Annotated in this window: 10 protein-coding genes and 1 other annotated feature; of the genes, 1 reads left to right on the plus strand and 9 read right to left on the minus strand. The window is 46.0% G+C overall.

Going from position 1 to position 13,790, the window contains the following annotated elements; translation table 11 throughout:
* Positions 1 to 2: 2 nt before the first annotated feature.
* Positions 3 to 1,280, minus strand: coding sequence for a histidine--tRNA ligase (gene hisS / locus ACNAZ4_RS13295; RefSeq protein ID WP_415815021.1), 1,278 nt, complete (start codon positions 1,278 to 1,280; stop codon positions 3 to 5).
* 226 nt (positions 1,281 to 1,506) lie between these two features.
* Positions 1,507 to 1,743 (minus strand) — a binding site (T-box leader).
* 61 nt (positions 1,744 to 1,804) lie between these two features.
* The gene (locus tag ACNAZ4_RS13300) at positions 1,805 to 1,981 is read right to left on the minus strand and encodes a hypothetical protein (RefSeq protein ID WP_415815022.1); all 177 of its coding nucleotides are present in this window, start codon (positions 1,979 to 1,981) and stop codon (positions 1,805 to 1,807) included.
* Positions 1,982 to 2,163: 182 nt separating this feature from the next.
* On the opposite strand from ACNAZ4_RS13300, the gene ACNAZ4_RS13305 reads away from it, so the two are divergent.
* Positions 2,164 to 3,921 (plus strand): SH3 domain-containing protein, encoded by a 1,758-nt coding sequence (locus ACNAZ4_RS13305; protein ID WP_415815023.1) that lies wholly within the window; start codon positions 2,164 to 2,166, stop codon positions 3,919 to 3,921.
* 39 nt (positions 3,922 to 3,960) lie between these two features.
* On the opposite strand, the gene dtd is transcribed toward ACNAZ4_RS13305, so the two are convergent.
* The 7 genes from dtd to secDF all read right to left on the minus strand — a co-directional run bounded on the left by dtd (position 3,961) and on the right by secDF (position 13,676).
* The gene (dtd, locus tag ACNAZ4_RS13310; protein WP_415815024.1) at positions 3,961 to 4,401 is read right to left on the minus strand and encodes a D-aminoacyl-tRNA deacylase; all 441 of its coding nucleotides are present in this window, start codon (positions 4,399 to 4,401) and stop codon (positions 3,961 to 3,963) included.
* Positions 4,402 to 4,459: 58 nt separating this feature from the next.
* Positions 4,460 to 6,652: a RelA/SpoT family protein gene (locus ACNAZ4_RS13315; protein WP_415815025.1), complete on the minus strand. Its 2,193-nt coding sequence runs from the start codon at positions 6,650 to 6,652 to the stop codon at positions 4,460 to 4,462.
* A gap of 302 nt (positions 6,653 to 6,954) precedes the next feature.
* Positions 6,955 to 7,467 carry an adenine phosphoribosyltransferase gene (locus ACNAZ4_RS13320; protein WP_415815026.1) on the minus strand — a complete coding sequence of 171 codons (513 nt, stop codon included), beginning with the start codon at positions 7,465 to 7,467 and terminating at the stop codon, positions 6,955 to 6,957.
* Entirely contained in the window at positions 7,458 to 9,827 is a 2,370-nt protein-coding gene (gene recJ / locus ACNAZ4_RS13325; protein WP_415815027.1) for a single-stranded-DNA-specific exonuclease RecJ, read from the minus strand. Before recJ ends, ACNAZ4_RS13320 begins: the two co-directional genes overlap by 10 nt.
* Before the next feature lie 157 nt (positions 9,828 to 9,984).
* Positions 9,985 to 10,302 (minus strand): LapA family protein, encoded by a 318-nt coding sequence (locus ACNAZ4_RS13330; protein WP_415815028.1) that lies wholly within the window; start codon positions 10,300 to 10,302, stop codon positions 9,985 to 9,987.
* Between the two features lie 20 nt (positions 10,303 to 10,322).
* Positions 10,323 to 11,246 (minus strand): cation diffusion facilitator family transporter, encoded by a 924-nt coding sequence (locus ACNAZ4_RS13335; RefSeq protein WP_415815029.1) that lies wholly within the window; start codon positions 11,244 to 11,246, stop codon positions 10,323 to 10,325.
* Between the two features lie 159 nt (positions 11,247 to 11,405).
* Complete coding sequence (gene secDF / locus ACNAZ4_RS13340; RefSeq protein ID WP_415815030.1) at positions 11,406 to 13,676, minus strand: protein translocase subunit SecDF; 2,271 nt, start codon at positions 13,674 to 13,676, stop codon at positions 11,406 to 11,408.
* Between the last annotated feature and the right edge of the window lie 114 nt (positions 13,677 to 13,790).

Here is a 13,790-nt window from a genome sequence, read left to right on the forward strand (position 1 = left end):
CACTATCTGCTGATTTCCTTGAATTTTTCAATAAAACTCTCAAGCGGCAGTTCTGTCTGCTCCCCGTCCGCCATTGATTTCAGGTTGATTTTGTTTTCTTTCAGTTCATTTTCGCCCAGAACGGCCACGTACCTTGCGTTTACCCTGTCTGCAGCCTTGAATTGAGCTTTGATTTTACGGTCAAGATAATCGCGTTCAACCGAGAAGCCGGCCATCCTCAACTTATGAAGCAGGCCTACAGTATAATCTTTGGCCTCATCGCCGAGTGAAACGAGATAGCAATCGATTTCTTCCTTGACCGGAAGTTCGACTCCTTCTGCCTCAAGTGCCGCAAGCAATCTCTCAATGCTCAGTGCAAAACCGATACCCGGGGTTTCCGGTCCGCCGATTTCCTCCACCAGGCCATTGTATCTGCCGCCGCCGCAAAGCGTGGTGATCGCACCGAAACCTTCAGCATTGCTCATGATTTCAAAAGCAGTGTGGTTATAGTAATCCAGGCCGCGCACGAGATTGGCATCTATTTCGAATCCAATTCCCAGATCGGTCAGGTATTTTGTGACTTTGTTAAAATATTGTGCTGACTCATCCGTCAAGTAATCAATGATGGATGGAGCTGACTTCATCAGCTCGTGGTCACGGTCCGCCTTGCAATCAAGGATTCGCATCGGATTTTTTTCAAGGCGGTTCTGGCAGTCATTGCAGAACTCCCCGATCCGAGGTTTGAAGTGGTTCACAAGAGCCTCTCTGTGAGCAGTCCGGCTCTCCTTGTCCCCGAGGCTGTTAACCACGAGTTTCAGCTTCTTCAGCCCGAGTTCCTGATAGATTCCCATTGCCAGCGAAATCACTTCAGCATCGATTGCAGGATCTGCACTTCCCATTGCTTCTACACCGAACTGGACGAATTGGCGGAAGCGTCCTGCCTGGGGACGTTCATACCGGAACATCGGCCCCATATAATACAGCTTTACTGGCTGGTTCGGATTTCCGAACATTTTATTCTCGACAAAGGAACGGACAGCCGCTGCTGTTCCTTCCGGCCGCAATGTCAGACTGCGGTCTCCTCTGTCGGTGAATGTGTACATCTCTTTTTGAACGATATCAGTCGTATCTCCAACGCCTCGCTGGAATAATTCTGTATGTTCAAAAATCGGTGTCCGGATCTCCCGATATTGATATCTTTCGCAAAGTTCTCTTGCTTTCGCCTCAATAAGCTGCCATTTTTCAGTCTGGCCTGGCAAAATGTCCTGTGTTCCGCGTGGGATTTTAATTTGATTCGACACAGTTCATCCTCCTCCATTCAATAGGTCATTATGTATAGAAAACGCAAGCGCCTTGGTCAGCCCCGACAAGCGTTGGAGGGCCGACCGTTGAAGTCGTTCTTTGACTTCATTGAGCGGACCGAAACGTCTCGAGGGGCTACGAGCTGGACAATTCTCAAAGTGAATTGTATACTTCCTTATCCTGTAAAAAAGAATGCAAAAAAGCCCTCAATCCCTTGCTATAATAACAAGGGACGAGAGCTTTGATTCCCGTGGTGCCACCCTAATTGAAGCGCCGACCGGCACTTCCTCTTTAACAGTTAACGCCTGCCTACGTCTTCTCCTACTGACGGCATTGCCGATGTTCAGAGAAAATCCTTCGGAGTGTTCATTCACCAAGTCATCATGCAGAAATGCTTCCAGCCGCGGCATTTCCTCTCTTTCCATTTGTATCCTGGCTACTATGCTCCATCAACGGTATGTTTTCCGTATGACATTTTATTTATATTATAATACGGAGTCCAATTAGCATTGTCAAGCACAATTCAAGAACGTTCCAGCTGTTTTTTCAATTTTCTTACGTCACGGAGGGAAAGCCCAAATTCTGACGCCAATTCCACGACATGAGCGTTTTGCTCTTTTTGGATGAAATCGTGAAAATCCACCCCGAAAAGCTGGTTCTCACCGGTCGCTGCGGAAATTCCTTTATCACTGAACCGCATGGTATCACCTTCCATTATTTATTGTCTATTATTCTTCCCACCCTTTTTGGTTTTTATATGCGCTTTTTCCTATTGAATTTTCTTTATTAGTTCCGATATAAGAAAAAAGTCTTCGTGATTTTACCGGTAAATTCCGGTAATATATTTTTATAAGATTCTTAAAAAAATGAGGGAGGAAGATCATGCCCAGAATGAAAATGGTTCCTGTCATCCTTTGCCTGATGCTTTTATTTGGGAACCTGCCAGTTTTGGAAAATGCCAGAGCAGAAAATGGAAGTGTATCAATTACTGCCACAAGCCTGAATGTCAGGAATGGCCCAGGACTGAGTTACCCTGTTACCGGGTCGGTTAAAAAAGGCGAAAAATTCCCAATCGTCAAGGAAGAAGGCGAATGGATCCAAATCAGCCTTGGCGGCAGCAAAAAAGGCTGGGTGGCGCAATGGTTCACTGCAAAGGAAGCTGACAAGCCAGCTGTTTCGCAAAATACAGCAGGCAGCTCGGGCAGCGTAACGGTCGATGGTCTTCGTGTAAGAAAAGGCCCTGGCACCAATTACGATGTAGCAGGGTCACTGAATAATGGACAGGCTGTCGAAATTCTCAGTTCAAAGGGGAATTGGGCCGAAGTGAGAACGGCTTCCTTACGAGGCTGGGTTTCAATGGAATACATAACCACAAAAAAGAACGTACCGACTGCACAGCCATCGAAGCCTGCTGAATCAAGTGGAACGGTCACCGCCACTTCCCTGAATGTAAGGGAGAAACCATCATTAAACGCGAGCAAAGTTGGACAGTTAAACAATGGCGCTGTCGTTCCAGTCCACTCTCAGTCCAATGGCTGGGCAGAGATTACATATGCAGGGAAAAAGGCCTGGGTTAGTTCCGATTATTTGAAGATTAGCGGCACACCAGCTACAGGCAGTGCCTCACCTGCTCCTGCTGATCAGTTCACAGGTACGGTAACAGCTTCAAACCTGAATGTCCGTGACCAGAATACTCTCAATGGCTCCGTCATCGGTTCTGTTTCCAAGGGACAAACCTTCAAGATCCTTGAAGAAAAAAATAACTGGGTCAAGATTGAATATCAGTCCGGAAAAACAGGCTGGGCTGCCGGATGGTTTTTCGAAACTAAGAAAAGCGGACCCGCGGCTGCTCCAAACCAGCCAGTAAAAAACAGCACTGTTTCCATGCTCCATGATGGGACGAACATACGTAAAGGCCCAAGCACCGGCACATCGGTGATTTCCCGTGCCAATCAGGGAGACAGCTTTGATATCATAAGTGTTGAAAAGGACTGGTATAAAATCACTCTTCCAAATGGAGCGACCGGCTTCGTTGCCGGATGGATCGTTTCTGTGAAGGGCAATGCACCGCAAATAGAAAAGCCTGGTGCAGAAAAGCATACACAAAATAAAACGATTGTCATTGACCCCGGGCATGGCGGCCGTGACAATGGTACAACCGGTGTGAGAGGATCTTTGGAGAAAACAATCACTTTGAAAACAGCACAGCTTTTATACGAAAAGCTTAGGGCTGCCGGAACTAACGTTGTCCTGACAAGGAATAATGATCAATACATCTCATTGGGATCCAGAGTCAGCAGCTCCCATTACCATAATGCAGATGCTTTTATCAGCATTCATTATGACAGCATCAATGACAGGACTGTCAGGGGGATGACAACGTACTATTATAATTCCAAGCAAAAACCCCTGGGCGAACAAATTCACTCCTCGGTTGTAAGCAAGACGATGCTCAAGGACCGCGGCACTCGCTTTGGCGACTATCATGTCATTAGGGAAAACAGGCAGGCAGCCGTACTTCTTGAATTAGGCTACTTGAGCAACCCGGCAGAGGAAATGCTCGTCAATACACAGCAGTATCAGGAAGCGGTAGCCAATGGTATATTTGAAGGCCTGGCGCGCTATTTTAAAAACAACTAAAAAAGAAGGTATCCCGCTTCTCGGGATACCTTCTTTGACTTATTTGCTGTCAATAATCAATGTTACCGGACCGTCATTTGTCAATTGGACGTCCATCATGGCGCCAAAGACGCCAGTTTCCACCTTCAATCCTTTTTCGGCAAGGAAACGGTTGAATGCTTCATAGATTGTTTCTGCATGGTCAGGCTTTGCTGCATCCATGAAGTTCGGACGGCGCCCTTTGCGGCAATCTCCATAAAGGGTAAACTGGGATACAGAAAGAACCTCGCCCCCGACATCAAGCAGGGAATGATTCATCTTGCCGGCTTCATCTTCAAAAACTCTTAAATTCGCTGCCTTCTCGGCAAGGAACGCCGCATCTTTTTCTGTATCTTCATGGGTAACGCCTACAAGGATGACAAACCCCTTCTCGATGGAGCCTGTCACTTCTCCCTCAACTGTCACTTTGGCTTGCTTGCTTCTCTGTATCACTAAACGCATTATGATTCTCCTTGCACGTCAGTCTGCTTGGTCCTGATATCCGCATAAGCCTCAGGAGTTAACTCATAACCCTTCTGACAGCGTAGATATCCGGAATCTGCTTGATCCGGTCGACGACCTTTTGCAGGTGGCTGACATTATGGATGGCAATCGACATATTGATGGTCGCCATTTTATTTTTATCGGATTTGCCAGAAACGGCGGTGATGTTTGTCTTTGTTTCATTAACGGCCTGCAGTACCTCGTTCAACAATCCTCTGCGGTCATAGCCGCTGATCTCGATGTCGACATTGTATTCTTTCCGGTCGTTAAGAGCCGTTTCCCATTCGACCGGGATCAGCCTTGCCTGCGCATCCTCTGTATGGATGTTCGTGCAATCGGAACGGTGAACAGATACGCCCCTGCCTTTTGTGATGAATCCTACAATATCATCCCCAGGTACAGGATTGCAGCAGCGGGAAAGCCTGATCAGCAGATTGTCAATGCCTGACACCCGGACACCGGATTCACGCTTCTTAGCAGGTGTGAAAGACTTAAGCTCGGAAACGGCATTCGAGATATCCTTCTCTTGCTCAAGGTCACGCTGCTTGCGAAGCTTCTCCGTCAGCCTGTTAGCCACCTGGAGCGCGGTGATGCCGTTATAGCCAATCGAAGCGAATAAATCTTCTTCATTGGTAAAATTGAACTTCTCCGATACCTTTTTAAGGTTTTCAGTAGTAAGGATTTCTTTGACATCGAAATCCATGTTGCGAATCTCTTTTTCTAATAGTTCCCGGCCTTTTTCAACATTCTCATCCTTCTGCTGCTTCTTGAAGAATTGGCGAATCTTGTTCTTGGCCTGGGAGGTCTGGGCCAGCTTGAGCCAGTCCTTGCTTGGACCGTAAGAATGTTTGGATGTGAGGATTTCAATGATATCCCCTGTCTTCAGCTGATAATCAAGCGTGACCATTTTTCCGTTGACTTTCGCACCGATCGTCTTGTTGCCGATTTCGGAGTGGATCCGGTAGGCGAAATCGATCGGGACGGAACCAGCAGGCAATTCAATGACATCGCCTTTTGGGGTAAAAATAAACACCATATCCGAGAACAGGTCGATTTTTAGGGATTCCATGAATTCTTCAGCGTTAGCCGTATCATTCTGGAATTCAAGGATTTCCCTGAACCAGGATAGTTTCGTTTCAAAATTGGAGCTGTCAGCAGGTTTGCCTTCTTTATACGCCCAGTGTGCAGCCACCCCGAATTCGGCGATCCGGTGCATTTCATCGGTCCTGATCTGGACTTCAAGTGGATCACCTTTCGGACCAATGACTGTGGTGTGCAGCGACTGGTACATATTAGGCTTTGGCATCGCAATATAGTCCTTGAATCGTCCAGGCATCGGTTTCCAGCAGGTATGGATGATTCCAAGGATGGCATAGCAGTCCTTGATGCTGTTGACAACAATCCTCACTGCCAGCAGATCATAAATTTCATTGAACTGTTTGTTTTGCAGCACCATTTTTCGATAGATGCTGTAAATATGCTTCGGCCTGCCCGAGATTTCAGCCTTGATCGAAACCTCTTTCATCCTTTCCTTCACTTCATCAATGACTTCATCTAAATACTGCTCTCGTTCTGCCCTTTTCTTTTTCATCAAATTGACGATCCGGTAGTATTGCTGGGGGTTCAGATAGCGCAATGCCGTATCTTCAAGTTCCCATTTGATCTTGGAGATACCGAGCCTGTGAGCGAGCGGGGCAAAAATCTCCAATGTCTCATTGGAAATCCGGCGCTGCTTTTCACTTGGCAAATGCTTCAACGTCCTCATATTATGAAGACGGTCAGCAAGCTTGATCAGAATGACGCGAATATCCTGGGCCATCGCCACAAACATTTTACGGTGGTTTTCAGCCTGTTGTTCTTCGTGGGACTTGTACTTGATTTTGCCCAGTTTCGTGACACCATCAACAAGCATCGCCACTTCGTCATTGAAGGCATCTCTTATGTCATCAAGAGTCACTTCCGTATCTTCGACGACATCGTGAAGAAAACCGGCCGCGACCGTTGCCGGGTCCATCTCAAGGTCGGCAAGGATGCCTGCTACCTGGATTGGATGGATGATATACGGTTCACCGGACTTCCTGAATTGATCATGATGAGCCTGCCTGGCGAACTCATATGCCTTCCTTACCATTTCAACATGCTTATCATTTAAATATGATTTTGTACAGTCAATGACTTGTTCGGCTGTCATTACCTGATCATTCGCCATAGGATCACCTAATTTAAGTTTCTTTATATATTAACCCGCTTTATTCGTTCTAGCGGGAACCAAGGAAAAATCGACATGAACATGGAAATCCTTTATATACAATAATTATTCTTATAAAGGATTGTTACTATTATCAAAGAAAAAATCGAAGATGTAAAGAGAAAGGGAAATATTTTACCGCAGAAATGAAAAAAATTGTCGAATGATATTTATTTTCCGTCAATTTCGCCTTAAAAACCATTCTTTTCCTTGGCTCACTTCCGTATAAGAAAAGGGCACTTCGCGAGGAAGCGCCCGTGTGATTAAAATTCCATAAGGGTTAAGACATCATAGCCCTCAAGTTTCTCGCGGCCATCCAGATAAGTCAGCTCGATCAGGAATGCGATACCAGCCACAATCCCGCCCAGTTCTTCAACCAGCTTGATCGTCGCTTCAATCGTTCCTCCAGTTGCGAGCAGGTCATCGGTGATCAAGACTCTTTGCCCTGGCTTGATTGCATCTTTGTGAATTGTTAAAACATCGTTACCATACTCAAGTCCGTAAGTGACCTTGATTGTCTCTCGCGGAAGCTTTCCTTCCTTCCTTACCGGTGCAAAGCCCACCCCATGTGCATAGGCAACCGGGCAGCCGATGATGAATCCACGGGCTTCGGGTCCGACAACAAGGTCGATGTCTTTTTCACGGGCATAGGCCACGATTTGGTCTGTAGCATATCTATAAGCATCACCATTGTCCATTAAGGTTGTGATGTCCTTGAATTTAATGCCGGGCTTTGGCCAATCGGGAACGATTGTTACGAATTGTTTCAAATCCATTGAATAATTGCCTCCTCATTTTTCACCGACTCTTGAATGAACTGGTCAAACCAGGTCTTCAATTGCTCATAGGATGAATAGAGCAATTCATTTTCAAGAGTGAATGCTTGCACCTTGTGCTGATATGTTTTGGATTCAGAAAGATCCCTTTTCGGGACATTTTCTTCAAGTGAAATAAATCCATTGTTTATTTTAACAAAATCTAGTTCAAAAAACACCTTCGACATAAATTCTATGGTTTCTTTTGTCCATCCCCTATATTTGGCTAATTCATTGCCATATCTTTTAAGGTCAAATGCACCTTTTTTGGCAAGAAAAGCATAGAACCATTTAAAATGCTCCCTGGTCGGCATAGTGGTGAAGAAATCGCTATTTTCTTTGTAAAAATGGGCATAGATTCTTCCAGGATTCTTGTCGGCGAGTAACTTTTTAAGAATATCCTTGGAAGGCGGCAAATCCAGCAGGACGACGAATGAATCGTTTAGCTCCATCTGCTCTGCTTGTTCTTCGGTTGTTACTAGCTGCAATGAATCCCCAATGATCGGGGAAAACTTATTTTCCGACTCAGCATTGAAGAGGATCCACTGGATGGGCTGATCACCAGGAATCATCTCCGGAAGCTTTTCAATTCTTTTCAGTCCGCGGAAGTCAAAAAGCTGCCATGACTTGACGGCTAAATCCCTCAGGAAAATCTGCGGCTTTTTGATATTGTTCCATTCATTGATGGATAATTCGCCAATGACCGACAGTTTCGAGCTTGGTGAAATATGCTCATGCAGGTAGCCAAACCCGAATCCGATCCCATCAATGACCGTTCCATCTTCCTCAAGTGCCAATTTAAGATGGGATTGGTCCGCTCCAATCTTTTTCAGGGTTGAAATGTTCGCCCCATCAATCAGTACCTTCGGCTTTGGATTGCTGACGCCATAAGGTGAAAGGAGACCAAGCTCATTGATTGTTTCAATCGAAATCTGTTTAACATCTATTCTGGCATCTATATGTGATACGGGAATCAGGTCTTCTTGATTCAATTGCTCTTTTGCCAGCGCATTCAGCCTGGACCTCAATTCATCGACATCCTTTAGCTCCAGTGTCATACCCGCAGCCATAGGGTGGCCGCCGAAATGGGGAAGGATCTCCCTGCATGTCGATAGGTTTTTAAAAAGGTCAAAGCCGGCAATGCTTCGGGCAGAGCCCTTCGCAAGTCCCTTTTCTTCATCAAAACTGAGGACGATCGTTGGACGATAATATTTTTCTACGAGCTTGGAAGCTACGATACCGATGACACCGGCGTTCCAGCCTTCCTTGCCAACGACGAGGACAGGATTATCGGCGATAGGGTAGCGCTGTTCCACTTCAGCAATGGCTTCTTCCGCAATCTGGGCAACTATACTTTGCCGCTCTTTATTGATTGAATCAATTTCCTCGGCCAGCATCTTTGCCTCTTCGGGGTCAGGGGTCATCATCAATTGCACTGCCGGGTCAGCACTGCCGAGACGGCCAGCTGCATTGACCCTTGGGCCAATCATGAAACCGATTGTTTCTTCATCTACTTTTGACCGCTCTGTCTTGGCAAGTTTGAGCAGGGCATTCAATCCTGGTGTGTCGCTCGACTTCAGTTTTTCGATCCCTTTTATGGCAATCAGCCTGTTCTCGCCAAGCAGCGGCACAAGATCGGCAATTGTGCCAATTGCGGCAAACTCCAGCAAGTGCTCAGGCAGCCGGCCCAGCAAGGCGTGCGCAACCTTGAAAGCCACACCGACACCTGCCAGGTCCTTGAAAGGATATTCGCTGTCCTCCAGTTTTGGATGGATGATGGCAAAGGCGTCAGGCAGGACCGGACCCGGTTCATGATGATCCGTGATGATCAGGTCAATGCCTAAATCCCTGGCAACGTTCGCTTCATGAAGCGCTGAAATACCGGTATCGACCGTGATGATCAGCCCGATCCCATTGTCCGCAGCCGCTCTGAAGGCCTTTTCGTTTGGGCCGTATCCTTCTGTAAAACGGTTCGGTATGTAGTAGTCGGCGTTAGCACCTAATTCATCCAAGGCTTTCATCATGACCGTCGTACTGCTCACACCATCAGCATCATAATCCCCAAACACCCAAATGGGCTCCTGTATTTCAACTGCCTTGTTGATCCTCTCAACTGCCTTGTCCATATCCTTGAGCAAAAAAGGGTCGTGAAACTCACCTTTTTGTGCAAATAAAAAATACCGGGCATCTTCCACGGTATCCAGTCCGCGATTGACTAGCAACGAAGCAGTCAGAGGGGTTATATTCAGGTCTTTTGCAAGTGACTCTATTTTTATCGTATCGGATTCATTGACAATCCATCTAGACTTTGGCTTTAACATACGTTCACCTCTCAGCTTTTTCATTATACAAAAGCGGCCGGATGGTTTCAATGACAATGAATGCTAATAGACTCATTATTTCGCATTACGGAATGCTTCGTTTCCAATTAAACGGCATGTAAAAAGGCAGCTTTTCATGCTGCCTTTTTCGGTGACATCAATGTATATCCTGAATTTGCTGTTCTTGTACCCGTTCATCCTGGACCGGTTCCTCCTGAGCCAGCTGTTCTTCCAGTGACCTGTTTTTCTTTTTCAATGTTTTAACCTCACGTTGTAGGACAAACATCCTGAAGAGCCCAACTGAGCCAACAATGATGCCGCCCATCAATACAGAACCCAGAATGACCAGGATCAGCGGCCATTTTGCTTCCCCAAATAAATAGTTCACTGTTACCGGATCGACATTGATGACCGCAAAGACGGCAACGATCAACGCAAAGGCAATTCCCAGCAGCAACATCCATTGAAACTTCATTTCTTCCCCTCCCTGTGCAGCTATTGAATCTCTACATTATCTTCGAAATCTCCACTTTCACTGTATGGATTGATATGGACCATGACATTCTGGACATTCTTGTCTTCCAGCAGCTTCTTTTTCACACTTTTTCCTATGCGGTGGCCCTGCTCCACGGTAATATGAGGATCGACGGATATCTTCAAATCAATAATAACATAATGTCCATGCTCCCTTGCATGCAGCTCATCCAATTTTTTCACTTCCGGGATCGACTGGACGACTTTCCTGAACTCCTCTGTATCCTCATCATGAAGCACATGGTCCAGTGTATTATGAATCGACTCCCTGCCAAGCTTCCATGCCATCCTGATGACCAGCAAGGCGACCAGCAGCCCTGTCACTGGATCGGCATACTCCAGCCAGCCAATCCCAAATTTGCCCCCAAGGACGGCCGCACTGATCCCAATAAGGGCAGCTATCGAAGAATAGACATCCGATCTGTGCTCATAGGCATTCACAATAAGGGCATCACTTTTCAACTGTTTTCCCAGTTTATATTTATACCTGAACATTCCCTCTTTAACTAAAATCGAAACGACTACCGCAACGATCGCTACTGATTTTGGGGGTTCGATCGGATGGAAAAATGCCTCGATCGATGATCTGCCGATTTCAACCCCAACAAGCATCAGCAAGACAGCAACAATGATTGCCGCGATTGACTCCGCCTTTCCATGTCCATATGGATGGTCTTCATCCGGCGGTGCTTTTGCCGCCTTGAGACCTATGTATACTGCCAGTGAACCAGCAACATCCGAAGCAGAATGGACAGCATCCGCAACAAGAGCCTTACTGTTTGCGTATATGCCAACGGACCACTTCAATGCTGCCAGGGCAATGTTGCCTACGACCCCAACCATTGCTGCGAACTCTGCTTTCTTGAATCGAACATCTTTTTCCAATGTATAAATTCCTCCCTGCCCTGACTTTTGATGCAATCGATCTACTTTCCTGCCATCTTTATTCTGTCGGCATTCTTTTTATTTTATCCTGTAAAATGGATGTTCTAACCAAGAATAAAAAAATACCACGGTGTTTCCGTGGTATTTTTGGTGTTCATATTAAACTTGCGGCTCATCAGAGTAGACTTTCTTTTCCTTGTAAGTCTTGATGGTACCTTTTTTCTTAAGTTCTTTGACCTTCCATACATACCATAGCTGTGCTGCGATGAAGATGGAAGAATACGTACCGGCAATCAAACCAATAAGAAGCGCGAAAGAGAAGTTCCAGATGGATGCACTTCCTAACAGCAACAGGGCGACGACTGTAATGACAACCGTCATGATCGTGTTGACTGAACGGCCAAGTGTCTGGCGAAGTGATGTATTAACGACTTCCGCAATATCCTCCGGTGTCTTCAGGCGTCTTTTCTTGACCATGTTCTCTCGCATCCTGTCGAAGGTTACGATGGTGTCATTGATTGAATAACCAACAATCGTAAGGACAGCAGCGATAAAGGTTATGTCGACTTCAAGTCTTGTCAGACTGAACAACACAATGATGAAGAACGCGTCATGAAGCAGGGCGATAACGGCAGCAAGTGCCATATAGATCTCGAATCGAACGGTTACATAGATGATGATCCCGACGGATGCAATTGCCACAGCAATCATGGCATTTTTGGCCAGTTCCTTACCGATTGTCGGAGACACAGTCCCTACATTTGGTTCAGCTCCATATACTTCCTTGAAGTGAGATTTCAGCTCGGATATCTGGTCTTTGGTCAGGACCCCTTTAAAACGAGCGACTCCTACTTCCCCTTTATCACCTGAAATGATAATATCATTTGTTTCCAGGTCAACCTGCTTAAGCTCATCTTTCACCTGCTCAGCAGAGAGTTTATTGTCAGAGAGAATCTCAACCCTTGTTCCACTTGCAAAATCAATGCCAAGATTCAGGCGGAACACCAGAAGAGCCACCAGGCCAAGACCGATCAACACTGCTGATGCCGTAAAGAACTTATTGCGGCTCTTGATGAAATCAAAGCGGTCAAACCTGGTCTTCAAGTCAAGAGTATCCAAACCTTCTGAAAGGTCATGGACTTCACTTTGCTTGACGCCAAACAATCCAGGCTTGTTTTTGAACAGTCCGCTGTTTACGAGCAATCCAAGGAACAGGCGAGCCCCGAAAACAGCAGTGATGAAGCTTGCGAGGATACTGATGATCAGCATGGTCGCGAAGCCTTTTACAGAGCTTGTCCCATAGGCAAACAATACAATCGCTGCCAGCAATGTCGTCAAGTTTGCATCGAATATGGTAGAAAGGGAGCCTTTGCTGCCAGCATCAAATGCCGCTTTGACATTACGGCCAACCTTCAGTTCTTCTTTGATCCGTTCATATGTGATGATGTTCGCGTCGACCGCCATGCCAACACCAAGGATCAATGCTGCGATTCCTGGAAGTGTTAGAACACCGTTCATCCAGTCAAAGATCAAGAGGATCAGGTAAACATAGATGGATAAAGTGATAACTGCCACGATACCCGGAATGCGGTACAGGAACAGCATGAAAGCAAAGACTGCAAGAATACCGATGATCCCGGCAAAAATCGTTTCATTTAACGCCTGTTCACCAAACTTGGCACCCACTGAAGTAGAGTAAGTCTCTTCAAGATTAACTGGCAACGAGCCTGCGTTCAGCAGGGAGGCAAGCTGCTGGGCTTCCTCGATCGTGAAGTTACCAGTGATTTCAACATTCTTTTGATTCAGGATTTTATCGACATTAGGATTGGAAAGGAATTTATGATCAGGCTTCATCCTTTCTTCCTTATAGGAATCCTTGCCTTCCTCGAAATCAAGCCAGATGATCAGCTGATTCTCAGGAGCCATATCACGGATTTCCTTTGTGATTTTGCCGAACTGATCTCCATCTTTTAAAGTGATCGAGATACTAGGTTTGTTTTGCTGGTCAAAGCTTTGCTTCGCACCATTTTCCTCAAGGTCGCCGCCGTCCATCATGATACGGTCATTTACGTCCCTGAAGGTTAGATTCGCTTCTGTAGAAAGAATTTCACGTGCTTTGTTCTGGTCTTTTACACCAGCAAGCTGGACGCGAATCCGGTTGTCTCCCTCGATCTGGATATTCGGTTCACTGACACCAAGGACGTTGACCCTTCGCTCAAGCGCCTCAGCAGTACTCTTTAAGGTTTCACGGTCAACCTTCTCGCCTTTTTTGCCATTAAGAGGCGTGACTTCATAAAGAACCTCAAAACCACCCTGAAGATCCAGTCCTAGCTTGATATCTTTCAATATATTCTGGGTTGTTGCACCCATGGCGCTTGCGATTAAAATAACCAGCAAAAAGAAGGCCACGATGCGGCTGCGTTTTACCATTATGTATGAATCCTCCTTATTCTTCGCACAAAACACATGCTGCCAGACAAATAAAAAACTTTAACTAATTAATAGCATACTAATTATGTATCAGTTTAAAAAAACTGTCAATTA

Source organism: Mesobacillus thioparans (assembly GCF_965138835.1).
Taxonomy (GTDB): Bacteria; Bacillota; Bacilli; order Bacillales; family Cytobacillaceae; genus Mesobacillus; species Mesobacillus thioparans.